Origin of the sequence: Pseudovibrio axinellae, from assembly GCF_900110875.1 — a bacterium.
In the GTDB taxonomy this organism is placed as follows: domain Bacteria; phylum Pseudomonadota; class Alphaproteobacteria; order Rhizobiales; family Stappiaceae; genus Pseudovibrio; species Pseudovibrio axinellae.
The window spans coordinates 163,648-189,006 of the sequence record NZ_FOFM01000001.1; the positions used below are offsets into that span (position 1 = coordinate 163,648).

The following is a 25,359-nucleotide window of genomic DNA, read 5'->3' on the forward strand; positions in this document are numbered from 1 at the left end:
AACAAGGTCTATTTTATGCCTTTTAAAATCTCAAAGCGGCAGGGTTTATTTGCCGCTTCAATCACTGTTTTAGGCTTAGCTGTGCAGCCTGCGTTCGCAAGCCCTGCGACAGACCTCATTGACAAATATAATGCTTGGTATCTGGAAAGTGGTTTTGAAAAAGCCTCTTATGCAGAAGCTATTGAAACTGGGGATACGACAGAGCTTCGCGACTATAATGTTGCTGGCATTTTTACCATCAAGAACGATGAGGGTGAGCCAACCCTGTCTTTCTACGCCGATATCAACATTCCCAAAATGATCATTGAAGATTCAGCCGTAAACGGTGATGTTTACAGCTACGGCTCAATGAAAGTTGCGAATGCCACATACGAGATTCGTCTTATTGACGAAGACGAGGCACCCGAAGATATCGCCAGGGCTAGTTCACTGGAAACCGTTGCTGTCATCTCCGGCGCAATCTCAGGTTATTCTGTTGTAGATTACGCTGAGGAATGGGCTGAACGACCAGCACTAAAAGAAGGCATGACCCAAGAGGCTTTCTTGCAGCTGCTCGGCCTTTCCTTAAATTCAAGCTATGCTGGCTCGTCAATCGACGAAATGACAGTCACATCGAAAATGGCGGAAGCTTTCGGAAATAATACTGTTTTCACTGGCTTTAAGACTGGCTCGTTCCAAGACGGCGTCACACAGAGCATTAGCCTTGAAAGCTATTCGTCCGTAGCGACAAGTATGGGTATTGCTTCCGATCCTAAATCTGAAGTAAAGACCACGACAACAACAACCTATGACAACCTAAAAATAAACGATCTCGACATTCGCCCGCTGCTCGCGTTTTTCAAAGTAGCTGAAGCCCCTAGCAACAACTATATCAGCAGTTATTCTTCCGAAGCCATCAACATGGAAATCCTTGTTGATGGGGCGAAGTCCTACGACCCAATCGGCCTGATAAAACTATCTGCAGCTTCGAGCTCTGGGAAAGACCTTTCCATTGAAGGAGGAGATGGCCTTAAACTACTCTCGCTCCTTGAACGCTTAAAAAGTTCACCTAGCGGCGCACATGATGACCTATTCGTGGAGCTCCTAGGTGCCATTGGTTCATACAATATTGGGTATTTCGATCTAAAGGATCTCAGCGTTACGTCATGGGACCCTATTCGAGCAAGACGTATGAATGAGATTTCGCCAAGTTTTGAAATGAAACTTGCGTCCTTGTCACTATCAGATTTAGGCCTTGTTGGACTTGGCAACCTCACATTGGAAGGTTTTCATGGCGCAGTTGAAGGTGACGATGCCATTTTTGATATTGGCTCCTTTGAACTAACCGGTGTGTCTTGGCCGAGCGCGCAGGAAATTTATGCTACGAGCAAAAATACTTCAGCTGGTCCACAAGCAGCACTCGCCCTTGCACCAACAATTGAAAAGTTCTCTATCACAAACGCGGAAGCCCAAGGTGGCGATCTGCCTACGCCAGTTTTCCTTAAAGAGCTGACGATCGAGATGGGTAACCATATCGGGCCTATTCCGACACAAATTTCTGATGTAATTGACACACTGAGCTTTGATGCAGCGTTACTTGATGAGCCAATTGCTAAGACTGTATTGGGACGTTTGGGAATTGAACGCGTAACGCTTAATCAGAACTTCAAAATCGCTTGGGATGAAAATACCAATGATCTCACTATCGAGCAATTCGAGTTCGAGCTTAAGGGTGGCGTAAAGCTTCGCGCTGACATCCAACTTGGTAACATACCGCGCAGCCTCTTTGAAAATCCGTTCAACGCGGAAGCTGTTGTTGCTTTGGCAACTTTCAAAGGTGCTCAGATTGAAGTGATGGAATCCCCTCTTGTAAGCGAATTACTGGCCGCGCAAGCTGAACAGTCTGGCGTTCCAGCGGAAATGCTGACTGCTATGATGGTGGATGGCACTTTGCAACAAGCAGGACCACTGTCGGAGATTACATTCATGAAGGAGCTTGCGGAAGCTGTAAAAAGTTTTGCAGGCAACCCTACGAACATTAAAGTTACGTTGGCACCAGATAACGAAATCTCAATCATGCAACTGGGTGGCTTGGCTGCTCTTGCCCCTCAGCAGCTGCCTGAATTGTTAGGCGCAACAGTGAACTACACTGAATAAGGTATAAGAACACAAAAGAAAAAATCCGCTGTGAGTTTTTGCTCACAGCGGATTTTTTATAGGTAAGGATCAAGAGGCCTACAGAAACTGCGTATTGATTACTCGGCATTAATGGGATGCGAGATCAATCATTGGACCACTCCGCTTTACCGAACCGAACAGCCTAAGACGCTCTAAGATTGCTCGTTACTGTTGGTAAATTGTAGTTCACACAGGTGCCTGTAATAACCATCCATTTCGTAGAGCTGGTTATGAGTGCCACTTTCCAGTAATTTTCCGTGAGACAGGACATGGATTGTGTCGGCATTGCGAACGGTTGCAAGACGATGCGCAATAGCCAAGGTCGTCCGCCCTTTCATAAGGCGTGCGAGCGCGGCTTGTACTTTGTTCTCGGATTCAGCATCCAAAGCAGAAGTGGCCTCATCCAGCAACAGGATAGGTGCATTGGAGAGCATTGCGCGGGCGATCGCCAGACGTTGACGCTGCCCGCCAGACAGTCGCGCACCACCCTCACCGGCTTTGTTGTCGTATCCCTTGTCCATTTTGGAGATAAACTCGTGGGCGTTCGCATTCTTAGCTGCTTCGACCACCTCTTCATCTGTGGCGTGCGGACGGCCAATCAGGATATTTTCCTTAATCGTTCGATCAAAAAGAAACGTATCTTGTGTAACAATAGCGATGTTATCACGCAGGCTTTTAGTGCTCACATCACGGATATCTTGTCCGTCAATCTGAATTTTACCGCTGTTGAACTCATAGAAACGCTCAATCAACGAGAAGACTGTGGACTTACCAGCACCAGATGCACCGACCAGAGCGGTTACTTCTCCCGCCTTTGCTGTAAAGCTAAGACCGTTGAGAGCTTTCGTTTCACCGTAGTCAAACTCCACGTCTTTAAATTCAACCAAACCACTTTTCACATTGATCTTTGGCTTGCTTGCACTATCTGGGTGCGCTTCTTCCATATCCAAAAGCTCGTACATCAAACGCACGCCAACGAGTTTTGTATTAAGGTTCACTTGTAGACGTGCAAGGCGTTTTATCGGCTCGTAGGCCAATAGCAGTGCTGTAATAAACGCAAAAAATGCTCCAGGATCCTGCCCCAGCGCTATCACACTATAGCCGCCATACAAGATGATCAGTGCAATTGCGACACCGCCGAGTGTTTCCATCAACGGAGATGTGCGGGCCGTGAGTTTAGCGATCTTATTTGACTGCATCTCAACATCGGAAACTGCCGATTCCATAGCCGAGTGCATATTGGTTTCGTAATTGAAGGATTTTACAACTCGAATACCCAAGGCCATCTCTTTCACCAAAGAGAGGATCATGGTTTGAGAAACGAACTGACTCTTAGCAATCTTTTTGACACGGCGTACCAGCTTGGAGACAGCATAGACTGCTGGTGGCATGATGGTAAGCGCGATAAGGGAAAGCAATGGGTTTTGCCAAACCATCACGGTGACAAGGCCAAGCACTGACATAACGTCGCGCCCCGCAGCAAGGATAACAAGATCCATTACGCCGCGCGCTGCACCGGTATTATGACTAAAGCGCGTTGCTAAATCCCCAAAAGTCGTGTGATCAAAATATCTTACGCCAAGACGCGTGACCTTTTCGAACATTTCGCGTTGGAGCTTTGCAACAATTGAGTTGCCAATCCGGCTCAAGACCACGGTTTGACCGTAAGTTGCTGCACCCTTTGCAAAAAAGATGGCAAATACAGCGCCAGATATCACGTAGACCATCGTGATATTCTGGTCGATAAAGACCTCATTGATCACGTTCTTCATAATCGCTGCGCTGCCAGCTCCGGCTGCCGCTGCAATCAACATGAACCCAAATGCGATGATGTATTGATTTCGATACTGACCGAAGTTCTCTTTGAGGAGACGGCGAATAACGCTCGCTGCGCCGTCCTCATCAGCAAATATCTTTTTGCTTATGGCGTCAAACACCTAAAACCCTCAGATTTTCCAGCGAAATCAAGCGAAGATCACCCAATTTGCCACCGGTAGAAGATGAAAAGGCGACCGTAAATTTACGACCGCCCTCCCTAAGATTTATATCATTATAGCGTGAACCGCCATACCTGCAAATCTGCAGTCAGCTATTTAGCTTCTGGCAGATTGAGGCGAATGTGCAGATCACGAAGCTGTGCCGGGAACACATCTCCCGGAGCACCCATCATCAGATCCTGAGCCTGTTGGTTCATTGGGAACAGCGTGACTTCACGCAGGTTCTTTGCGCCAACAAGCAGCATCACGATACGGTCAACGCCTGCTGCCATACCACCGTGCGGAGGAGCTCCGTACTGGAATGCGCGGTACATGCCGCCGAATTTCTCTTCCAGAAGGCTTTCGTCATAACCAGCGATCTCGAACGCTTTCTTCATGACTTCAACCTGGTGGTTACGGATCGCACCGGAGCCGATTTCGAAACCGTTACAAACCACGTCGTACTGGTAAGCATTCAGCTCTAGTGGGTCGACATCATTAAGTCCGTCCATACCACCTTCTGGCATGGAGAATGGGTTGTGACAGAAGTCAACTTTCTTGTTTTCTTCGTCCCATTCGTACATTGGGAAGTCAACAATCCAGCAAAGCGCAAACTGATCTTCGTCAATCAGGTTCAGCTCTTCCGCTGCACGCGTACGTGCTTTACCTGCAAAGTCAGCAAATTTCTTAGGATCACCTGCTGCGAAGAAGACTGCGTCGCCTTCATCCAGACCAAGCTGATTGCGAAGCGCTTCAGTGCGTTCTGCACCGATGTTCTTTGCAACCGGGCCAGCACCTGCGATTGTATCTTCTTCTTTACGGAAGAAGATATAACCCAGACCTGGTTGGCCTTCGCTCTGTGCCCATGAGTTCATGCGATCACAGAATGCGCGAGAACCGCCCTTAGGTGCTGGAATCGCCCAGACCTGAACCTTTGGATCGCTTTCGATCATGCGAGCGAACACTTTAAAGCCGGAGCCTGCAAAATGCTCTGTTACTTCCTGCATTTCGATCGGGTTACGTAGATCCGGTTTATCAGAGCCGTATTTGCGGATCGATTCAGCGTAAGGAATACGCGGGAATTCCTTAGTTACACGCTGGCCTTCAGAAAACTCTTCAAACACACCACGGATCACTGGTTCCATGGTCTGAAGAACGTCTTCCTGAGTAACGAAGCTCATTTCCACATCGAGCTGGTAGAACTCGCCCGGCAGGCGGTCAGCGCGTGGGTCTTCATCACGGAAACACGGTGCGATCTGGAAGTACTTGTCAAAACCAGACATCATAAGCAGCTGCTTGAACTGCTGAGGCGCCTGAGGAAGAGCGTAAAACTTGCCAGGGTGAATGCGGGAAGGCACCAAGAAATCACGTGCACCTTCAGGAGACGAGGCTGTGAGAATTGGTGTCTGGAATTCGTTGAACTCAGCTTCGTTCATACGACGACGCATGGAATTGATGATCTTTGTGCGTGTCATCAAGTTTGCATGCAGCGTGTCGCGACGCAGGTCAAGGAAACGGTATTTCAAACGGATATCTTCTGGGTATTCCAATTCGCCAAAAACAGGCATTGGAAGTTCCTGGGAAGCGCCAAGCACTTCAATATCGCGGATGAAAACTTCGATTTCACCGGTGCTTAGATTTTCGTTTGCAGTACCTTCTGTGCGGGTTTTAACCTCACCGTCGATACGGATACACCATTCAGCACGAACGGTTTCAGCCAGCTTAAATGCAGGAGAGTCAGGATCGACAACACACTGGGTCAACCCGTAGTGGTCGCGCAGATCGATGAACAGCAGGCCCCCGTGATCGCGTACACGGTGTACCCAGCCAGAAAGGCGAGCGGTTTCACCCACGTTGTTTGCCCGCAGTTCTCCGCAGGTTTGGCTTCGATAACGATGCATAGCGTCCTCAGTGGTAATCTCGTGAATCATATCATTCAGAAAACTTGTTGACCCATTCAAAAGGTCATCGGCTGGAAAAGACATGCCAGCCTCACAAAGTCAAGTAAGTCTGTGACCTTGGTGCTATTTCTTGCGCAGATTTCCCGAGTTTCCTCTACCTAAGTGGTTTTCGCGACCCCGACCACACAGAGATTTGTTCAACGGGCGTAGAAAATTGCTTTTACAACTACTTGATGAGAAAACGGAGAAGTTAGATAGGGACAATCCACTTCGCTTACGCTATAGACTTTGACACCATGAAGATGATCACAACAACACAAGAGCTTGCTCAAGCGTGTGCAAAGCTTGCTAATTCAGATTTCGTAACAGTTGATACCGAGTTTTTGCGGGAGACAACCTTCTGGCCAAAACTCTGCCTCATTCAAATTGCCAATCCAGATTACGCTGTATTGGTTGACGCATTAGCTGAAGATCTGGATCTTGAACCCTTTTTTGCATTGATGCGCAATACGGACATCGTGAAAGTATTCCATGCAGCACGGCAAGATATTGAAATAATCTATCACCTAGGCGGCTTTGTGCCCTCGCCTTTGTTTGATAGTCAGGTTGCAGCGATGGTTTGCGGTTTCGGTGATTCCGTTTCCTATGATCAGCTGGTTTCCAAAGTGACTGGCGAACAGATTGATAAATCATCTCGATTTACCGACTGGTCTCGGCGCCCTTTGACAAACAAGCAGCTCGCTTATGCGCTGGCGGACGTGACATTTTTGCGTGATGTCTACCTGTTCCTTAAGAAGCAGCTAGAGCAAAAAGGCCGCGATCATTGGGTAGAAGATGAGATGGCAACTTTGTCTTCTGTCGACACCTACCGCAGTGATCCTGCAAAAGCTTGGCAGCGAATGAAACTACGCGTACGTAAACCGCGTGACTTGGCTGTGTTGAAAGAGCTGGCATTTTGGCGAGAGCAGGAAGCGCAAAAACGTGATATTCCGCGCAACCGCGTCATCAAAGACGATGCTATTTTTGAGGTTGCAACTCAAAAGCCAGCAACTGCCGAAGCGCTGGGGCACCTTCGTACGATACCACGCGGGTTTGAGCGCTCCCGTCACGCTGAAGATATTCTGAATGCAGTGAAGCGAGCTATGGCGGCTCCAGAAGACGAGCTTCCGGAGATTCCAAGGGGTCGCCCGTCTCCTGATGGAGCGTCAGCAGCGGTTGATTTGCTAAAAGTACTGCTCAAAATGAAAAGCGAAAGCTTCGGTGTCGCCCCCAAAGTTGTTGCGACTGTTGACGACCTAGACAAGATCGCTTCGACTGATGGCGCTGATGTGCAGGCCCTCTCAGGCTGGCGCAGAGAACTGTTCGGGGACGATGCGCTTCGCCTTAAAAGGGGTGAAATCGGCCTTGCTTTTAATGGTCGTCAGGTCGTCATTTGCGAACAGGGCGAACCCGTTGAGCGCGTGGAAAATACCTCACGTCGGCGCAGCGGCGGAAAAAGCAGCAAATCCAAATCTTGATTGAGAAGTTAATTCCAGATATCAACTTAACTAACTGAAAAATAAGAAAAGCCCCGGCAAAACTTGTCGGGGCTTTCTTATTTGTATCTCTTTAGAGCACCCTGACTTCAGCTTCTAGATCCATCACTCTACCAAGCTGGTTGAGTCGCTTGGTCAACCGGTCACCCTGCATATCCGCGAGTTCTGCCGGAAGAGCCAGGACCAGCTTGCCGTTTACCAGCGAGAGCTTACTTTTAAGTAAAACTCCATTCATGGACGCGCTTATAAGTGCGGCAACCCGCAAGGTTGCACCCAAGATACGAGCCAACTTCATCAAACGCGTATTGCAAAGGCTTCGGATCGACGGGGACAGAGCATCATCCATGATGCCCTCATAACGATAGAACACGGTGAGCGCCAAATAAGCCCTTCCCGCATGGTCGATCCCTACGAAGCCACCATTTGAGACAATATTCAGTGACTGCTGGCCTCGGTAGTCTGGATGAGCACGCCAGCCAATATCAGTCAACTGACAGGCAGCAACCCTGAGGCGGCGCTCGCCTTCACTTTCGTCAACGCCAGCAACACGCATTGCCTGCTCACTCCACTCCACGACTTCAGCGGAATAGGATGGATCTCTTGAGCGAAGAACACCAAGTTCATGAGCAGCTGTGATGAGCGGGTCCTGTTTCTTGCCCTCTTCATCAAGCAGGTCGTAAAGGTAACCTTCACGCACACCAAGTGCGGAGAATACAACTTTATCGGCTTCGCAATGCAAAAGGGTTTGGCGCATCACGGCTGCACCGTACGGTAAAAGTGCACGCCGAGCCTTGGAGATGACCTGAATGCACGGCTCGTTGCTCAAGTCATCGCGTATGATCTGCTCACAAAACTCGATCATCACCTCTGCTGGCACCGTGTAATCATGCATCACATGCAGCGGGTAGCCTTGTTGAAACAAATGTAAGCGCCCAAGCGAGCGCCATGTGCCACCAATAGCGTAAAAATCACGGTTTTTTGCCTTGCCCAGCCAGTCCGCTTTATCCAGTTCTTCACGTGCGATTTCGTTGGCTAAAGCTAGATCTTTATCAGAGCTTTCCTGCAGGCGAATCCCACCAAGAGGGAATGTGCGGCCATCACCAATTCCATGTGCACTGATATCGACGAGTTCCAATGATCCGCCGCCAAGGTCTCCAACAAGACCATCAGCACGCCAAAATCCTGAAAAGACACCCATTGCGGAATAGAAGGCTTCATCGCGACCAGAAAGGATTTGCACCTTTGCTCGGCAAATGCTCTCTACCTTAGCGATGAACGCAGGGCCATTTTCAGCTTCGCGCGCTGCTGCTGTTGCCAAGATGTGCAGCTCAGTGACGCCAACATGATCACAAACGCGCCGGAAACGCACCAAAGCACGCTGAGCGGTATCAACATTTTCATCGCCCAATCGGCCAGTGGCACCTACACCGCGACCAAGTCCTGCCAGGATTTTTTCATTAAATAACGCTGTCGGATTACGCGCCAGTCTTTCGTAAATTACAAGACGGACAGAGTTAGAACCAATATCAATGATTGCTATTGGTCCTGGATCTGTAAATCGTCCTCGAGGCTCATCACTCGTCGAGATATCTGTCACTATTTGGCCGTTCTACAAAAAGTTTAGGGCTATCACCCTGTAGCGAGCTACCACGACCAGACAGAGATGGGTTCGTCATAAAAAACTTGTGTGCGTTGAACGGATCTTCATCTGGTTCAGCAACAATGCGTTCATGACTACCGTCTGGAAGCAGACGCCAGCTTTGTTGATTATCTTCAAGATTTGCAACCATGATCTGATCAAGAACCTGTTTGTGCACTGTTGGCGTTTTAACAGGAACAAGGGTTTCGACCCGGCGATCCAGATTGCGCGGCATCATATCCGCCGACGAGATATACACATGGGCTTCATCTGAGGGCAACCCATGACCGTTGCCAAAGCAGAAAATGCGGCTGTGCTCGAGAAATCTTCCCACAATAGATTTTGCGCGAATGTTGTCGGAAAGACCCGGCACACCTGCACGCAGACAACAAATACCACGCACGACCAAATCGATTTGAACACCCGCTTGACTTGCCCGGTACAGCGCATCAATCACGCCAGGGTCGACAAGGGAGTTCATCTTCATCCAGATTTGACCAGGGCGTCCGGCCTTCGTGTGGGCAATTTCTTCTTCTGTGTGCTGAATGATGCGTTTTCTCAGGCTCATCGGAGAGACCGTTAGTCGCTCAAGCTCTCCTGGCTCCGCATATCCTGTGATGTAGTTGAACACTTTTGCTGCGTCACGCGCCATTGCAGGTTCTGCTGTAAAGTATGATAAATCAGTGTAAATTCGGGCAGTAATAGGGTGGTAGTTTCCTGTTCCGAAGTGACAATAGGTTCTCAAACCACCCTGCTCGCGGCGCACCACCATGGACACTTTTGCATGGGTCTTAAGCTCTAAGAAGCCAAAAACGACCTGCACGCCTGCACGCTCCAGATCTCGCGCCCACCGGATATTAGCCGCTTCGTCAAAGCGCGCCTTCAACTCTACCAATGCAGTTACTGACTTCCCAGCTTCGGCAGCTTCGGCAAGGGCTCTTACAATCGGCGAGTTATTTGAGGTACGGTAAAGAGTTTGCTTGATGGCAACCACATCAGGATCTTGTGCGGCCTGACGCAAGAACTGCACCACCACATCAAAACTCTCGTATGGATGGTGGACAAGGATATCTTTTTGCTGAATCGCGGCGAAACAATCTCCGCCATGCTCACGAATACGTTCCGGGTACCGCGGGCTATAGGGGATAAATTTCAGATCATCACGCTTTACGTTCACAGCCTGAGACAGGTCGTTAAGCGCAAGCAAACCATTGGCGAGGAAGACTTCCTCATCGTTCACTTCAAGCTCGTTTGCCACGAACGCCCTTAAGCTTTCCGGTGTGCTTTCTTCAATTTCCAAGCGAATAACTGACCCGCGGCGGCGACGCTTAAGAGCTGTCTCAAACAGGCGCACCAGATCTTCCGCTTCCTCTTCGATTTCCAAATCAGAATCACGCAGAACGCGAAACGCGCCTTTGCCAAACACTTCGTAACCCGGGAAGAGTTTACCTATAAACAGCGATATAATCGTCTCGATCGGAATAAAGCGCGTTGCTTTAGGGCCAGCGTCTCGCGGTGTTGGCAAAACAACGAAACGCCCTATCTGACTCGGCATCCGAAGCAACGCTGTCATGCCTGCGCCGCCATCTACTGGCCTAAGATCAAGAATGAGCGAAAAGCCCAGATTGGGAATAAACGGAAACGGGTGTGCCGGGTCGATCGCCAGAGGCGTTAAGACAGGGAAGATATGTTGAAGGAAATACTCCTCCAACCAATCTGTTTCCGCCTGGCTCATGTTCTGCGCTTCAACGATGAAGATCCCCTCGTCAGCTAATTCAGAACGTAACTGACGGAAGCGCGACTGCTGCTCGCTTTGAAGTTTACTCACTTCAACAGAGATTTTCTCGAGCTGTTCAGATGGCGTTAAACCGTCATCTGAAATCGTAGTGAGGTCAGCGCGCTGCTGCCCTCTCAAGCCCGCCACACGCACCATGAAAAACTCATCAAGGTTATTGGCAGAGATCGAAAGGAACCGGAGCCGCTCCAACAATGGATGGCTCGGGTTCATTGACTCTTCCAAAACGCGGCGGTTGAATTGCAACCAAGAGAGCTCACGATTTACAAAGCGCTCCGGTTTTTGCATCAGAGCCAGCCCTGCGTTCACCTCAAAATCTGCGGTGTCGGTGGTCTCATCTTCCAAAGCGTTCATTTCCGTAAACTCACTCATTCCGTTTACCTCCGGAGCCCTTAATCGGGTTTGCCTACTTTGGCTCACCTTGCCTTAGAGTATCGGGCGATTACGCGGGCATTTTTCTATTTCTAACCATTAGGTTGCATTGGGGTGAGAAAACAAAGTTTTATAATCACTCACCCATACTCTCCAATATTTTGGAGGCCATCACACGAGAAATTTTCCGACCTGTCGCCAATGCATGCCTATCAAGCATGTCTACCACATTGCGCGCTGCATCCAGTGACCGCTCAATTCGTATCACAAGATAATCTATCACACTGGTGTCAACAGTTACCTGACGATCAGAAAAATGCTTAGTCAGGACCATTCTTAGCAGCATATCATCGGGCTCTTCTACCTGAACTGGCGTTGCCGCGCGGAAGCGGGACGCCAAGTCTTTGGTTTTCAAGTCAAACGTATGCGGCCATTCCCGAGTGGTCATCAGCATATGCCCGCCAGACAAACGAACTGCATTGAACAGATGAAACAAGGATGCCTCATCAAATCCGTCATGCAGATCCTCCACTGCGACTGGTCCTGCTTCAGCAAGTGCTGTCAGGTCCAGAAACTCCAGTTCGTCGCCACCCACGACCTGTGCGCCGCTCAGCTCATGCCAAGCACTTACTAGGTGTGTTTTTCCCGATCCAATTGGTCCTTGCAAAGTAACAATCGGAGATGGCCATTCCGGCCAATTGGTTATTAGATTGAATGCAGCCTGATTTGACGTTGAAACCAGATAATCATCAACCCCCAATGCCTCCTCATGGGGCAAGACCAAAGGCAATTGTTGTGGCCCTGTAGATCCTGTCATTCCAGTCCTTCCGTCTTATTGGTATTATTGTTGTGACCTGCATAAAGCGAACTTGCAAGATATTGCCTGAGAGCAAATCGCGCTAGTACCCCAACCACTGCTGCGGCCGGAATTGCTATTAACATCCCCACAAATCCCATCAAAGAGCCGAAAGCGAACAGTGCAAACATCAGCCAGACGGGGTGAAGACCGACACTTCCGCCTAAAAGTTTGGGTTGGAGAACGTTTCCTTCCAGAAATTGACCAATCGCGAAGACTGCAAAAACAGCACCAATCATGAAAAAGTCAGGCCAAAACTGGACCAAAGCAACACCAATTGACAGGCTGAAGCCGACAATAGCTCCTACAAATGGAATAAAGCTGACCAAACCAGCTGTCAGACCGATGAGGAGGCCAAATTTCAGGCCGACGACCAGGAGGCCAAGGGCGTAAAATGTGCCTAGAATCAAACACATCAGAACCTGTCCACGTACGAAGCCTGCAACAACTCGGTTCATATCTGCGGCGAGTGTGCGAATTGTGTTTTTGTAATCACGTGGAAGCCAGCTGTCGATGCGGTCGATCATGCTGTCCCAATCGAGCAGCAGATAGAAGGCGACGACGGGCGTAACAACAGCTAAGCCTATGATAGATATAAGAGCTTGACCACCACTCCAGATGGAGGAAAGCAAACCGCCTACGAAGTTTGCTGCTTGACCAACAAAGGATCCCCAGTCAATTTTGCTCGTCTGACCAGACAAACTGTTCAGCCGGTCAAGCTGTGGACCGAGGTTCTTTCTCAGCAGAGCCTCAAGATTAGTGGCAAGTTCTGGGATATAATCCAAAAATGATATCAACTGCTTAGCCAGTATGGGCACTAAGATAAACAGGACCGCGATGAAGAGAATTAAGAATATGAGCAGGATGGTTACAGTTGCCCAAATCCGGCCAAACCCATGCGTTTCCAGATAATCGGCAATTGGGTCGAGCAGATAGGCGAGTGCCATGCCAGCGACGAATGGTAAAAGAATGCTCTGGAATACCATCAGAAACAGAACAAAGACAGCGAAAGACAGAAGCCAGAAGAACAACTGTTTGTTTGTACTCATAAAATAACTCCAAAGCGGCGCCTAAAAATGGTGGCCTCTTAAAATCTGGCAATCTGCTTTTTTGCAGAGTGGTTTTCAAACTTTAGATTGGTTGTAGTTTCCTCAGGCTTATATCGTCAAGTCGCGGCATTGGGTTTGCTAGAGAAGCTAATCTTCCTTTTCGCCCCTGCATTTTCGAGCTGTGCGGGGATAGTCGAAAATCTTTCCCCCTTACGCGAGATTTTTCAAAGCGCACCTTATTCCCGCAGGCAGGGTTGGTTCTGCACAGGCCAGAGCATATTTTTAAGATATCAGAGCCCCTTCACACCTGTTTCGGCCTTGCAATTCCCTACAGTTTTGGTTTTATGCCGCCAAAATACATAGGCGGCCCTGCCGCCACACTCTTGACGATGCGGAGCAGTATCCATGAGCCAGGACCAGAACGGCAAAAACGGCCTTACCTATTCACAAGCGGGGGTCGACATTGACGCCGGGAACGCACTGGTCAAGCGGATCAGCCCTTTGGTGAAAGCAACACGTCGTCCAGGTGCAGATAGTGACATTGGCGGCTTTGGCGGTTTGTTTGACCTTAAAGGGGCTGGCTTTAAAGACCCTGTTCTTGTTGCAGCCAATGATGGCGTTGGAACCAAGCTTAAGATCGCAATCGATACAAACGTCCATAGTGGTGTTGGCATTGACCTTGTGGCCATGTGTGTGAATGACCTTGTCGTACAGGGCGCTGAGCCTTTGTTCTTCCTTGATTATTTTGCAACCGGCGCGCTTGACGTTGATATGGCAACGGACGTTGTGGCAGGCATCGCTGAGGGCTGTAAGATCTCTGGTGCGGCACTGATTGGTGGTGAGACTGCTGAGATGCCTGGTATGTATGCGGCAGGCGATTATGACCTGGCAGGCTTTTCAGTGGGCGCGGCCGAACGGGGAACGCTTCTGCCTTCAAAGGACATTGGCGAAGGTGACGTTCTGCTCGGCCTCGCATCCTCTGGCGTTCATTCCAACGGCTTTTCGCTTGTGCGCAAGATTGTTGAGCTTTCCGGCCTGAAATGGTCTGATCCTGCCCCATTTGAAGATGGCAAGACGCTGGGTGAAGCGCTCATGGAGCCTACCCGCATTTATGTAAAGCCTTTGCTGGCTGCAATTAAAGAGACCGGCGGCATCAAAGCTCTTGCTCACATTACCGGTGGTGGTCTTCCTGAAAACCTGCCGCGCGTTCTTCCGGAAGGTTTGGCTGCACGCATTGATCTTGCTGCAATCTCCTCACCTGCTGTTTTTGGCTGGCTTGCACAGACCGGCGGCATTGCACAGTTTGAGATGCTGCGCACGTTCAACTGCGGCGTCGGGATGGTCGTTGCTGTTGCAGCTGACCAAGCTGAAGCCGTGCGCGAAGTGCTTGAGCGTGAGGGTGAAACTGTTGTTACGCTCGGCACGCTGGAGGCAGCGAAGGACGGCGGCGAGCAGGTTGTGTTTGACGGCGCACTGGGTTTTGCCAAATGAGCACGCTGCCTAAAAAACGCGTTGGTGTTTTGATTTCAGGGCGAGGCTCCAACATGCTGTCTCTTATTGAGGCCGCCAAAGCCCCTGACTATCCAGCGGAAATTGTCGTGGTTGGCTCTAACAAGCCAGAGGCGAAGGGCCTTGAAAGCGCTGCCGATGAAGGCTTTGCAACATTTGCGCTGGATCACAAGCTTTACGGCAAAGACCGCGAGGCTTTTGAGCGTGATCTTCATGCAAAACTGAAAGAACACAATGTTGATTTACTCGTTCTTGCTGGCTTCCTGCGGCTTTTAACACCTTGGTTTGTGCAGCAGTGGCAAGGCCGGATGATCAATATCCACCCTGCTCTTTTGCCAAGCTTCCCTGGCCTGCATACCCATGAACGCGCATTAAGCGAAGGCGTGCGCATCCATGGGGCGACAGTGCACTTTGTTACCGCAGAAATGGATGTTGGGCCGATCATTGCACAGGGCGCTGTTCCCGTTCTTGACGGGGATAACCCTGATACTCTGGCGGCGCGTGTTTTGGAAATTGAGCACCAGATCTATCCGAAGGCACTTGCGGCTGTTGCCAGCGGAAAGGCAAATGTGGATGGGTTCCGCGTTAAGATTGACGGCGCAGAAACCAAGGGTAAAGCCCTTATTTCCTAATAGGATAAGACCGTTTCTTTAGAGATAAAATGAGGCCTGCAGATGAGAGTATCTGCCGGCCTTTTTTCGTTTGCGTTGCTATGTGCGTTGGTTTGCGCGATTTGCGTTTTTTCTGCGTTGGTTTGAAAACACGCCGAAACCGGCCCCAAGGTACCACGCTGTCGTTTTGCTCTGCCTCGCTCGGGGACTGTGTTCTACGCTCTCTCACCTTCACTATTGACATTTCTTCATGGGCGCAAACGCCAAGGTGCTGGCATGCGCCACACGCCAAGCGTTGGGTCAAGCGCTTGAAGCATCGCTTGCTCACTGTGTTAACTGTCATTGCCGAAGTGACATTATCCCCGCTGCCACTATCAACATAATCCCGGCCATTGATGCTGGGCTTGGGACTTCTGCGAAAAAGACAAGGCTCCAAACAAGCGCAAAACCGACATAGGTAAAATCGAAAATCCCAATCACTGAAGGGGGGCCTTTTTGATAGGCTGTCGCAGCGCCGACACTTCCGATAAGGATCGCCACTGCAAGCATTGCCATCAACACCCATTCTGCCACCGCCATTTTGGTCCATGGGGAGAGCAAGAAGCCGATGCGTTGTTCTGGCGCAATCAACAAAAGAGACAGGGCCACGAGTGAACCGACCACCACAAATGAAATATTGAGCGCAACTGAGAGCATAAGAGGATGGACCGACCGGCATTTCGTGCGGGTCAGGATCATCGCACACGCATAGAGCACGGCTGATAGAAGCGGCAACAATGTGTACATGTTGAAATCGCCCGCCCTTGGCTGAAGAATGAGCAATACGCCACAAAAACCAATCAGCACGGCGACCCAGCCAAGAAAGCAAATTCTGTCTTTCGTGATAACAGCTGAAAACAGGATGATGAAAATCGGCAGTGTGTAGTAAGCCGCGGCGGCAACGGACAAATTGAGGTTAGGCAACGCGAGATAGTAGGCGATCCACATGCCAACAAGCATCAAACTGCGCAGGGCAACCCAACCCAACGCAGTGGGAACACTCAATAATGCTGGATTTTTCAGTTTCAAGAACAAAAATAGAACAGGCAGAACCAAGAGTGAGCGCAAGACAAAGATTTGCCAGATGACAAACTGTCCGCTCATTAATTTGACCAGAGCATCACTTAGGGAAAGTGCCAGGACTGAGAGCGTAATGACCGATACCGCCAAGGGCAGATTGTCGGTGTACCCACTGGCTTGTGGTTGGCTTTGCATTTAAGTGTCCCCCATCAACTTAAAAGAAGATTGGGCGGGGCACCGCGTTTTTGTCAACTGGGTGATTAAGCTCACTACACTGCGCTGGTTCCCTCATAAGCGCATTGCAGTGAGCCCATATTCATGATGACGGGCCGGTCATTTCCCGTTGGTTTGTCTCGCCCTATACCTTGCGTACTGCCACACGAATGTCGTGGAAAGCCGCGCCGCCGAAGGGGGCTGTCTGGTCTGCGCTTGTGAGCGTGTTGATGCCGTTTCCATTCTCATGAGCAGCGTTGGGCCAGATACCCTCTGCAACAATGGTACCTTGTTGTGGCCGGTCGCCAACGCACGCATGAAGGTAGACGTCACCACGGTGGTTAGACAGCACAATCGCATCGCCCTCCTCCACGCCCAGCGCTGCAGCGTCGAGAGTGTGCAACATAGCTGTGGGACGACCTTCCTTCTTCACAGAGCTTTCTGTTTGTGTAAAGGTTGAATTGAGGAACGAGCGCGCAGGTGATGTAACCAGACGAAATGGGTAGTCCGATGTCGGCATTTCGTTGACATCCCAGTGGTCTGGAAGCACCGGCATGTCTTGCCAGGACCCCATGGGACCATTGTTGGGCGCAGGAATGTTTGCCCAGTCAGGTTTGAAACGAAACTTGCCGTCTTCATAGCCAAAGCCATTGAGGTAGTGGGCTTCTTCAAAATCGGGCTGACAATCAAGCCAGCGCTTTTCTTCAAGCTCCTGCAATCCGCCAGAGTATTTGGAGTTCTTGAGCATCCAGTCGATATGCTCCCGAGCGGTCATTTTGTGACCTTCATGGGCAGTGCCGCCAAGGCGTTCAATCAGCTCGTTTAAAACCCATAGGTTCGGTTTGGCTTCGCCTGGCGCTTCAACAAGTTTGGGACCAAAAAGGATGTTCTGGTGTCCGCCCCCTTTATAGATGTCGTCGTGTTCCAGAAATTGGGTTGCTGGGAGCACGATATCAGCCATCATGGCGGTCTCTGTCATGAATTGCTCGTGAACTACTGTGAACAGGTCTTCACGGGCAAAGCCTTCTTTCACAAGAGTCTGTTCTGGTGCCACAGAAACCGGATTGGTGTTTTGAATAAGCATGGCGGTGACTGGAGGGCCGTCCATAAGTGCTTCTTTATCACCTGTGAGCACACGTCCGACCTGAGACATATCCAGCTTACGGATTTCATTGTCAGCAAGCGAGTGGGCTTCGACCATCGCCATATTGAGGCCGAAGATGGCCCCGTTGTTATGAAACGCACCGCCGCCTTCGTATTGGTAGTGACCTCCAACAACAGCAATACAGCTTGCCGCATGCATGGAAACCACACCGTTGCGCTGACGGGTAAAGCCATAACCCAGACGGAAGAAGGTTTTCTTTGTCTCTCCAATCAGCTTTGCCAGCTCTTCAATCTGCTCAACACTCAGACCGGTGATCTTGCTGGCCCATTGCGGGCTACGGGTCTTCAGGTGGTCTTCGAGCTGCGCAGGCGCATCTGCGTATTTTTCCATGTACTCACGGTCTGCATACCCATCGCGGAACAGAACATGCATAACCGCGCAGGCAAGTGCAGCATCAGAGCCGGGCTTCAACACAAGGCCTATGTCTGCCTGCTTCATTGTCTCTGTCTGATAGACGTCAATGACAACAATCTTTGCTTTGCGCTTTTTGCGCGCCTTAATAGCGTGGGTCATAACGTTGACCTGTGTCGCCACGGGGTTCGTTCCCCAGATAACTACAGCGTCCGCAAGAGCCATTTCGCGTGGGTCCGGCCCAGCGAGCTTACCAGTACCCGCTATATAACCAGTCCAGGCCATATTGGTACAAAAGGTCTGGTACATGCCTGAGTAACTTTTGGCATTTCGCAAGCGGTTGATGCTGTCGCGCTGAACAAGGCCCATTGTGCCGGCAAAGAAATATGGCCAGACGCTTTGCGGGCCATGGCGTTTTTCTGCCTCAAGAAACTTTTCAGTGATTTCCTCTAGTGCCGCATTCCAGCTGATCTCTTCAAACTGGTTTGACCCTTTTGGTCCTGTACGGCGCAGTGGCTTGGTCAAACGCTCTGGGTGGTGGAGACGTTCTGCATAACGGGCAACTTTCGCGCAAATAACTCCGGCGGTGTACTCATTATCCCGCGCACCATGAATACGGCCAATGCGTCCATCTGCATGTACCTCTACCTCAACTGCACACGTTGATGGGCAATCATGGGGACATGCGGAGGCAAAGCGTTGTGGCTTTTCGGGTTTTGTCATGCTCGGCGTACTCAATACCTGTTGAGGTTGTTGCGTTCAGGTATCTTCCCGCACAACGCTCTGAATTGTTGTTTGGCGCGTTTCTTAATCAAAGCACCAAAGGCGATCCTTTGCCGAAATGCTCTTGCGTTCCAGACGTGTTCTCACTGCACAAACAGATCAGCGTAAATATGTAAATTGTCAAGAAAGCAGGAGTAAAAAATTCGCGCTTTGGTGGTTTCTTGAAGGTGCTTTCATTCAGGCCGGGACTGGTAGACCTCCCCTATAGCAGGAGCGCGCGCCTCCAGTGCAGGATCAGTCAGGCTTTACAGGCCGAAGGAGCCTCATATTGCAGGGTATCGACGTAATTGCATGGGACTTTGACGGCGTTCTTAACCGCAACAATGTCACTGACCCATTTGTCTGGGTGAAAAGGTTTGAAAAGGACTTTGGCATTTCATGGAGAACCTTTGCACGTGAAATGTTCACCGATGATTATAGTGATGTTCTGCTTGGACGCGCTGACTTAAAGACGCTGCTCTCCCGGTGGGCGCAGAAGACCGGCTATCAAGGAGATCTCGACGCATTTCTGCTTTCTTGGTTTGAACGCGATGCCCACCCGGATTTAGAATTGCGCGCTCTTATGGACAAGCTCTCTCATACTGCAGTACGTCAGGTGATCGCGACCAATAATGGCGCGCGGCGTACGCGATATATAGAAGAACAAATGCAGTACAAAAAGCGTGTCGATGCTGTTTTCTCCTCTGGCAGAATGGGCATCGCCAAGCCCAACGCCGAGTTCTTCATGCATATTACGAGTTCATTAGGGGTGCGTGCCGACAGGATGCTTCTGGTTGATGATCATAAGGAGAACATCGATGCAGCGCAGACGATGGGTTGGCGGGCTTTGCACTTTACCCCCTCCACCCGCAAGCAGGTTATCGGTGCACTTGAGCCCCGCTGAGCGCGACAGCTACTTCTTAACTGCCTCCCACGCCATATTAACCAGACACTCCCGGTCTTCATCAGAAACATAACGCTGCGTACTAAGGAGCGTGTAGGCTGGCCCGACAATGAGTGCGGATGCGACAGCCCAGGGAATCAGTTTAACCACTCCCTGAACTTCCCAGGTGGCATACAAAGCTTCTCCCTGTAGATGAACCTTATGAATTTGTTGCTTGATGCAATCAAAGTCAGATTCGCTCTGCGCTCTTACCTTCAACTCCTCAAACAAACGAAACAGTTCAGGGTTTGCGCTCCCCCATCGCAGCAACCCGTTCACAGAGGCCTTGATGGCATCCTCTGCGCTTTGTTCTTGCGGTGTATCGCGTACTTCCTTGCTCCAGCCAGCGACCGCCTGCCCCCACAAAGCTGCCGCGATATCGGCCTTTCGTTTGAAGGAACGATAGATACTGCCCGTTCTCACTCCGCTTTTGACACTGATGTCATCCATAGTCGTTCTGGCGTAGCCCTTCTTCAGAAACAACTCAAGAGCTGCATCCAAAACCGGCTGATAGTGAATATTATCGATTACCAAGTACCTACCATTCCAATGCGGCTGCGTGTCTTTGTAAGACGGGAAAAAGCGTCAATCTAAAATAGTAGCCCGTCAGATCAGCTGCAAATCGAAACCACCGCAATGCAAAAGAATGATTTAAGCAATTTGGGAGAATTTAATGTAGATCGCGCCCAGAGTTCGCTTGGCAATCGGCACGCGCTTTTACGCGAACGACTGCTGATACGTTTAGAAGCTGTGCCCCTTAACCCGGTGGTTGGCAAGCACTTCCAAGCTGAAACCTGCCATCTTGTACAGATCCTCAGGGGGCATGCCATGTTGTACCATGATGGAGATACCCTCAAAGACGGTCATATAAAACTGCGCAAGTGGCTTGGCGTCCTGCTCGTCCTTGAGTTCATCCTTACATTGGGTGAATTTAGAGATGAAGTGCTCCATACCTTCACGCTTCATCTTCTGCAATTCCTTCGACAGATCCGGATCAAGGCCTGCAATGTCCATGAGTGTATGGAAGCGCAGTGCAGTTCCAGCCACATATTGCTCTCTGGACAATTCGATGAACTCGTAGAGCATAGCCTCTACAGCCGGGTAGATCTCTGAATGCAGAGCAAGGACGGAACGCAGTTGGCGGTAAAACTTGGAAAAGTACCAGTGCAAGGCGGCCGCGCAAAATTGCTCTTTCGTGGCAAAGTGGACCTCGATGAATTCCTTAGAGCTTCCGCTTGCCTGGGCAAGGTCTTTCAGCGTTGCGTGCCGGAAACCTTCCAGCATGAGGACCTTCACGCAGGAATCCAGCGCTGTCTCAAGTTTTGGGGAAAGCTCACCGCTTTGAATGGGGTCGAGGGAAGACATGCAGCCAGTATACGTTGCGCTAGGGGACCAGCAATCTCGTTCTTGCGCTATGGAAAACGAGCAACGAAGGCCTGCTTTGCGTCTTGGCTGGTTTCTTTCATATCTTGTAAAGGGCTGCCCAGCGCATTTAGTTTACGCCTTTTATACAAAAAACCCGCCTGTTGCAGAACGCAGCATGCGGGTTTTAAGTTCTAGCGTCCAGCGAAAACCGTGGGGCTGGATTAGCCTACGATTTCGGTGCCGGAGAACCAGTAAGCCATTTCTTCAGCAGCAGTTTCAGCAGCATCAGAACCGTGTACGGAGTTTTCGCCGATGGACAGTGCGAATTCCTTACGGATTGTGCCTTCAGCAGCGTCAGCTGGGTTAGTTGCACCCATAACTTCGCGGTTTTTGAGAACAGCGTTTTCGCCTTCAAGAACCTGAACGATGGTTGGGCCTGAAGACATGAATTCAGTCAGTTCGCCAAAGAATGGACGCTCTGCATGCACAGCGTAAAAGCCTTCAGCCTGCTTCAGGGACATCCATACGCGCTTGGATGCAACAACGCGAAGGCCAGCTTCTTCCAGCTTCGCGGTGATAGCACCGGTCAGGTTGCGCTTGGTTGCATCTGGTTTGATCATGGAAAACGTGCGTTCAATCGCCATCGTTATTACCTGCAGTTTCTATGAGCTTGCAACGGGCAGCTCTCTTTTAAAAATCTTTATCCTGTGGCGCACAAACGCGCATCACAAAGGTTCGCGCGAGGTATACTTAATCTCCCCCTTAAAAAGCAAGAGGATATATCCGTATTCCCACGTTGTTCCGCCTCAAAATCGTACAAAAACAAGGCGTTCTTCTTCTGATCCTGCCCCTAAACTACCTGTAAATACTGCCGCGAATTCACGTTAAGGCAGAATTGAGAGGCTATTGTTCGCCCTGCTTTCATAAAAGCACACACGTGACAGAGTGACGCAAAATACTAGCTCCTGAAATAACAAAGCAATTGCAACGCATTAAGCAACTTCATCACGAGCGTTTATCGGGAGTTGCGACGACTGGTCTCCCCCTTACATGCCCTGTGATTTGAGGTACATCAATTTACAGAGCACCAAAAACGGGCATTATTCCAAGCACAAACATGCAAGAGGATACCCCTATGAAAGCAGCATTTGAAATGTATGCCGCCTATAATCAATGGGCGAATAATCTGTTGCTCAAAGAATGCGACGCGATTACTTCAGATGAGTATCATCGCGATCTTGGTGTCTACTTCCATTCCATTCACGGCACCATGGATCACCAGCTCGTGGCTGATAAGGTATGGCTCTACCGGTTTTCCGGTCAGGGTGACCCGATTGACAGCCTTGATGAGCAAATGACCGGTGATTTTGCGACCTTGAGAGAAAAACGTGCGCTACTTGATACCCGTATCTGCTCGGTTATTGACCAGATGCAGGAAAAAGACTTCCTGCGCACCATTATCTATCGCACCGTACGCAAGCCATTGGTCATGCAGCAGCCCCTTGGCGCGGCATTGTTCCACTTCTTCAACCACCAGACCCATCACCGCGGTCAAGTTCACGCCATGTTGACCCAACTGGGTCGCAGCCCAGCGGCACTGGATATGATCTACTTCCAACGTGAGACCGGCCACTGGATGGCAAAAGAAGCAGATATGATTACCGCCTGATCGATCCTGTCTCAGGTTCCGTGGAAGGCCTCTTGTCTCTCACTGAACGCTAGACCCAAAGCAGTTTGCTGTTTTCATTGAAAAGGCAAACTGCTTTTTTTTAGCTCAAGTGGACACTCACGGAGAGCGCCAGCGTGATCAGCACAAACAGCATGATCACCAGCGGCATGCAGAAGTGCAGCCATTTTTGATAGGGCACGCGCCCAATCGCTAGACCGCCCATAACCACGGCAAAAGTTGGGTTGAACAGGTTCAACAACCCGATGGCTGATTGAAAGGCAGTGACGACAAACTCCGCCCCTACATCCGAAAAACCTGCAAGCGGAGCTATGATGGGCATGGAGAGGACGGCCAGTCCCGATGAGGATGGGACAAAGAACGACAGCATAAGCTCCAGCCAAAAAACCACGTTGATGAAAGCGACTTTGCTCAGTCCGCTCAGGGCTTGCTCTGACCAGTGGAGCACCGTATCGGTAATTAAGCCTGCGTTCATGACCACAACAATGCCGCGCGCCACACCGATGATGAGCGCAACGCCCAGAAGATCCTTCGCACCATCAAGGAAGTTGTCTATATAGGCGTGCTCTCCCATACGGGTGATGAAGGCAATCAAGATGGATGAACCGAGAAACAGGGTCGACATTTCGGCCATCCACCAGCCCAGCGCGGACACCCCATAGACCAGCATGGCGAATGAGCCTGCAAAGATGACCAGCACTCTGGCGTGTGTGTGTGTGAACTCCGGCAGTTCATCTATGCTCACACCACGCAGAAAGTGTTTTTCGTTGTCTTTTTGCATATCTGCAATAAGTGACTTGGAGTGATCCGCTTTGACCTTGGCAGCGTAGCGCATGACCCAGAACACACAAAAGCTCCAGCCTACCGCAAGTATCATAAGCCTTAGGCCGATGCCCCTGGTAAACAGGATGCCTGCCGCCTCTGAGGCTATGGCTGTGGCGAAGGGGTTGATGGTTGAGCCCAGCGCCCCCATGCCCGCACCTAGCATGATCACGGCGACGCCAGTGAGAGAATCGTACCCTGCCCGGATCATGATGGAGATCACAAGGGCATAGAACGCCAGCGTTTCCTCTGCCATGCCATCAACTGTACCCCCTAAAGCGAACAGGGCCATCAAGATGGGGATCATCAATCTTTCCCGCCCTTTTAGCGCCAGCATGACACGAGCTATTCCGGCATCTATTGCTCCGGTACGCTTTACCACCATGAGATAGCCGCCGATGACCAGGACAAAGACGGCGACATTGATGGCATTGGCCTGTCCGGTCTTGGGGTTATAGAGGCCGGCGATCGGCGCCATGAGAACGTCTATGGGGCCTTGAGGGTTTCTTGCCACTTCATGATAGCTGCCTGGCACTGGCACTGACGTGCCCAGCTCCGCGTTCAGCGTGCGATCATATGTGCCCGCCGGTATGAACCAGGTTGCTATTGCAACCAGAATCGTTAGCGTGAACAGAATTGTAAACGCGGTGGGGAATCTGGATTTTGACATGAGAGGCGCCCGAATGATGGTGATGACCGTCCTTTACGGTGCGTTTGATTAAAGCTGCGAATTCTTCTGTTTGGCACTCCCCTATTAAAGGGGAGAACAAAGCGGCTTCCTCCGTTGTATCCGGCTGTATTTTTGGGGGTGGTTTGATGGGGTCTTCAAAAAAGATCATTGTGGAGGTTGATGGGGCTTCTCTTCCAAAGGATGTTGCTGCCACCTTTAGTGCTTATCCTGAGGACAAACGCACGCGCCTGCTGGAGCTGCGTTCTTTGATTATTGACTGCGCCCAGCACCTCTTTGGCCCTTCCTCTTTCACCGAGACCTTGAAATGGGGAGAGCCGTCCTACCGTCCTTTACCCAAACACGGCGGCACGAGCGTGCGCCTGCATTGGAAGCCCAAGTTTGGCAATCGGGTCGGGCTGTTCGTTCACTGCCAGACAACGCTCATCGCCGACATGCGCACGCTTTATGGCGATGTGCTCTCCTTTGAGGGAAATCGGTGTTTGTGGATCCCTTCGGATGGAGATTATCCGCATGATGCAGTTGAACACTTTGTGGCTGAGGCGTTCAGGTATGGGGGAAATAAAAGCTCTTAGCCCAAACCAACCAGTGCTGCGCAAATATTGACGGGTATGCGATTATGAGCTGTCAGGCAGCAGCCTCTTGGCGCGGCATTGTTCCACTTCTTCAACCACCAGACCCATCACCGCGGTCAAATTCACGCCATGTTGACCCAGCTGAGTCGCAGCCCGGCGGCGCTGGACAAGATCTACTTCCAGCTCGAGACCAGTCATTGGATGACATACGCCATAACGTCACGTGCAGTGCGCTTGACTAGCTGAAGACCGATGCCTTCTTGCGATGCTCCTGAGAGGTCGCCCCCAACAAAAGCGGCGAGTAGATACCTATAAAGAAACCGCCGGCG

At 50.5% G+C, this 25,359-nt stretch carries 20 protein-coding genes; 8 read left to right on the forward strand and 12 right to left on the reverse strand.

The annotated features are described in order from the left end of the window. Nucleotides 1–15 precede the first annotated feature (15 nt). Nucleotides 16–2,136 (forward strand): hypothetical protein, encoded by a 2,121-nt coding sequence (locus tag BMZ51_RS00735; protein ID WP_068009556.1) that lies wholly within the window; start codon nt 16–18, stop codon nt 2,134–2,136. A 173-nt stretch (nt 2,137–2,309) separates the two neighbouring features. Here the strand turns inward: BMZ51_RS00735 and BMZ51_RS00740 are convergent, their stop codons facing one another. Together BMZ51_RS00740 and aspS are read right to left on the reverse strand one after the other, a co-directional pair. Continuing rightward, nucleotides 2,310–4,094: an ABC transporter ATP-binding protein gene (locus BMZ51_RS00740; protein WP_068009555.1), complete on the reverse strand. Its 1,785-nt coding sequence runs from the start codon at nt 4,092–4,094 to the stop codon at nt 2,310–2,312. Nucleotides 4,095–4,246: 152 nt separating this feature from the next. After that, complete coding sequence (gene aspS, locus BMZ51_RS00745; protein WP_068009848.1) at nt 4,247–6,034, reverse strand: aspartate--tRNA ligase; 1,788 nt, start codon at nt 6,032–6,034, stop codon at nt 4,247–4,249. Between the two features lie 296 nt (nt 6,035–6,330). Between aspS and rnd the strand changes: the two genes are divergently transcribed. After that, nucleotides 6,331–7,551 (forward strand): ribonuclease D, encoded by a 1,221-nt coding sequence (rnd, locus tag BMZ51_RS00750; protein ID WP_068009553.1) that lies wholly within the window; start codon nt 6,331–6,333, stop codon nt 7,549–7,551. Nucleotides 7,552–7,642: 91 nt separating this feature from the next. Here rnd and BMZ51_RS00755 read toward each other — a convergent pair whose 3' ends face one another. The 4 genes from BMZ51_RS00755 to BMZ51_RS24450 form a co-directional block, all read right to left on the reverse strand. Then, nucleotides 7,643–9,166, reverse strand: a complete 1,524-nt coding sequence (locus BMZ51_RS00755) for a Ppx/GppA family phosphatase (protein ID WP_082825707.1) — start codon at nt 9,164–9,166, stop codon at nt 7,643–7,645. Next, nucleotides 9,144–11,357, reverse strand: a complete 2,214-nt coding sequence (locus tag BMZ51_RS00760; RefSeq protein WP_420848504.1) for an RNA degradosome polyphosphate kinase — start codon at nt 11,355–11,357, stop codon at nt 9,144–9,146. The genes BMZ51_RS00755 and BMZ51_RS00760 overlap by 23 nt, the downstream gene beginning before the upstream one ends. A gap of 154 nt (nt 11,358–11,511) precedes the next feature. Further along, nucleotides 11,512–12,192 (reverse strand): P-loop NTPase family protein, encoded by a 681-nt coding sequence (locus BMZ51_RS24445; RefSeq protein ID WP_068009549.1) that lies wholly within the window; start codon nt 12,190–12,192, stop codon nt 11,512–11,514. Then, nucleotides 12,189–13,280, reverse strand: coding sequence for an AI-2E family transporter (locus tag BMZ51_RS24450; RefSeq protein ID WP_068009547.1), 1,092 nt, complete (start codon nt 13,278–13,280; stop codon nt 12,189–12,191). Before BMZ51_RS24450 ends, BMZ51_RS24445 begins: the two co-directional genes overlap by 4 nt. Before the next feature lie 405 nt (nt 13,281–13,685). Between BMZ51_RS24450 and purM the strand changes: the two genes are divergently transcribed. Then, a complete protein-coding gene (purM, locus tag BMZ51_RS00775; RefSeq protein WP_068009546.1) occupies nt 13,686–14,771 on the forward strand; it encodes a phosphoribosylformylglycinamidine cyclo-ligase in 1,086 nt (361 codons plus the stop codon). Then, nucleotides 14,768–15,421 (forward strand): phosphoribosylglycinamide formyltransferase, encoded by a 654-nt coding sequence (purN, locus tag BMZ51_RS00780; RefSeq protein ID WP_068009544.1) that lies wholly within the window; start codon nt 14,768–14,770, stop codon nt 15,419–15,421. Before purM ends, purN begins: the two co-directional genes overlap by 4 nt. A gap of 318 nt (nt 15,422–15,739) precedes the next feature. On the opposite strand, the gene BMZ51_RS00785 is transcribed toward purN, so the two are convergent. Together BMZ51_RS00785 and BMZ51_RS00790 are read right to left on the reverse strand one after the other, a co-directional pair. Further along, complete coding sequence (locus tag BMZ51_RS00785; RefSeq protein ID WP_068009543.1) at nt 15,740–16,654, reverse strand: DMT family transporter; 915 nt, start codon at nt 16,652–16,654, stop codon at nt 15,740–15,742. Nucleotides 16,655–16,817: 163 nt separating this feature from the next. Further along, complete coding sequence (locus BMZ51_RS00790; RefSeq protein ID WP_068009542.1) at nt 16,818–18,911, reverse strand: molybdopterin-containing oxidoreductase family protein; 2,094 nt, start codon at nt 18,909–18,911, stop codon at nt 16,818–16,820. Between the two features lie 328 nt (nt 18,912–19,239). Here BMZ51_RS00790 and BMZ51_RS00795 point away from each other — a divergent pair, with 328 nt between their 5' ends. Further along, complete coding sequence (locus BMZ51_RS00795; RefSeq protein ID WP_208979204.1) at nt 19,240–19,854, forward strand: HAD family hydrolase; 615 nt, start codon at nt 19,240–19,242, stop codon at nt 19,852–19,854. 9 nt (nt 19,855–19,863) lie between these two features. Here BMZ51_RS00795 and BMZ51_RS00800 read toward each other — a convergent pair whose 3' ends face one another. The 3 genes from BMZ51_RS00800 to ndk form a co-directional block, all read right to left on the reverse strand. Continuing rightward, nucleotides 19,864–20,427 carry a TetR/AcrR family transcriptional regulator gene (locus tag BMZ51_RS00800; protein ID WP_068009540.1) on the reverse strand — a complete coding sequence of 188 codons (564 nt, stop codon included), beginning with the start codon at nt 20,425–20,427 and terminating at the stop codon, nt 19,864–19,866. A 207-nt stretch (nt 20,428–20,634) separates the two neighbouring features. Then, entirely contained in the window at nt 20,635–21,258 is a 624-nt protein-coding gene (locus BMZ51_RS00805; protein WP_208979205.1) for a TetR/AcrR family transcriptional regulator, read from the reverse strand. Nucleotides 21,259–21,479: 221 nt separating this feature from the next. Continuing rightward, on the reverse strand, nt 21,480–21,902 hold the full coding sequence (gene ndk / locus BMZ51_RS00810; protein WP_068009537.1) for a nucleoside-diphosphate kinase: 423 nt from the start codon (nt 21,900–21,902) through the stop codon (nt 21,480–21,482). Between the two features lie 491 nt (nt 21,903–22,393). Here ndk and BMZ51_RS00815 point away from each other — a divergent pair, with 491 nt between their 5' ends. Further along, the gene (locus BMZ51_RS00815) at nt 22,394–22,927 is read left to right on the forward strand and encodes a DinB family protein (protein WP_068009535.1); all 534 of its coding nucleotides are present in this window, start codon (nt 22,394–22,396) and stop codon (nt 22,925–22,927) included. A 100-nt stretch (nt 22,928–23,027) separates the two neighbouring features. On the opposite strand, the gene BMZ51_RS00820 is transcribed toward BMZ51_RS00815, so the two are convergent. Next, on the reverse strand, nt 23,028–24,437 hold the full coding sequence (locus BMZ51_RS00820) for a YfcC family protein (protein WP_068009532.1): 1,410 nt from the start codon (nt 24,435–24,437) through the stop codon (nt 23,028–23,030). Between the two features lie 146 nt (nt 24,438–24,583). Here BMZ51_RS00820 and BMZ51_RS00825 point away from each other — a divergent pair, with 146 nt between their 5' ends. Together BMZ51_RS00825 and BMZ51_RS23750 are read left to right on the forward strand one after the other, a co-directional pair. Further along, nucleotides 24,584–25,030, forward strand: a complete 447-nt coding sequence (locus BMZ51_RS00825; protein WP_068009834.1) for a DUF1801 domain-containing protein — start codon at nt 24,584–24,586, stop codon at nt 25,028–25,030. Between the two features lie 78 nt (nt 25,031–25,108). Next, nucleotides 25,109–25,276, forward strand: a complete 168-nt coding sequence (locus BMZ51_RS23750) for a DinB family protein (RefSeq protein ID WP_082825706.1) — start codon at nt 25,109–25,111, stop codon at nt 25,274–25,276. Nucleotides 25,277–25,359: the final 83 nt, after the last annotated feature.

Bases quoted from the DNA above. Each gene is read 5' to 3' on its own strand.
- BMZ51_RS00735 (WP_068009556.1), top strand. From the start codon at position 16: ATGCCTTTTAAAATCTCAAAGCGGCAGGGTTTATTTGCCGCTTCAATC.
- aspS (WP_068009848.1), bottom strand. From the start codon at position 6,034: ATGCATCGTTATCGAAGCCAAACCTGCGGAGAACTGCGGGCAAACAAC.
- rnd (WP_068009553.1), top strand. From the start codon at position 6,331: ATGAAGATGATCACAACAACACAAGAGCTTGCTCAAGCGTGTGCAAAG.
- BMZ51_RS00760 (WP_420848504.1), bottom strand. From the start codon at position 11,357: ATGAACGCTTTGGAAGATGAGACCACCGACACCGCAGATTTTGAGGTG.
- BMZ51_RS24445 (WP_068009549.1), bottom strand. From the start codon at position 12,192: ATGACAGGATCTACAGGGCCACAACAATTGCCTTTGGTCTTGCCCCAT.
- BMZ51_RS24450 (WP_068009547.1), bottom strand. From the start codon at position 13,280: ATGAGTACAAACAAACAGTTGTTCTTCTGGCTTCTGTCTTTCGCTGTC.
- purM (WP_068009546.1), top strand. From the start codon at position 13,686: ATGAGCCAGGACCAGAACGGCAAAAACGGCCTTACCTATTCACAAGCG.
- purN (WP_068009544.1), top strand. From the start codon at position 14,768: ATGAGCACGCTGCCTAAAAAACGCGTTGGTGTTTTGATTTCAGGGCGA.
- BMZ51_RS00785 (WP_068009543.1), bottom strand. From the start codon at position 16,654: ATGCAAAGCCAACCACAAGCCAGTGGGTACACCGACAATCTGCCCTTG.
- BMZ51_RS00790 (WP_068009542.1), bottom strand. From the start codon at position 18,911: ATGACAAAACCCGAAAAGCCACAACGCTTTGCCTCCGCATGTCCCCAT.
- BMZ51_RS00805 (WP_208979205.1), bottom strand. From the start codon at position 21,258: ATGTCTTCCCTCGACCCCATTCAAAGCGGTGAGCTTTCCCCAAAACTT.
- ndk (WP_068009537.1), bottom strand. From the start codon at position 21,902: ATGGCGATTGAACGCACGTTTTCCATGATCAAACCAGATGCAACCAAG.
- BMZ51_RS00815 (WP_068009535.1), top strand. From the start codon at position 22,394: ATGAAAGCAGCATTTGAAATGTATGCCGCCTATAATCAATGGGCGAAT.
- BMZ51_RS00820 (WP_068009532.1), bottom strand. From the start codon at position 24,437: ATGTCAAAATCCAGATTCCCCACCGCGTTTACAATTCTGTTCACGCTA.
- BMZ51_RS00825 (WP_068009834.1), top strand. From the start codon at position 24,584: ATGGGGTCTTCAAAAAAGATCATTGTGGAGGTTGATGGGGCTTCTCTT.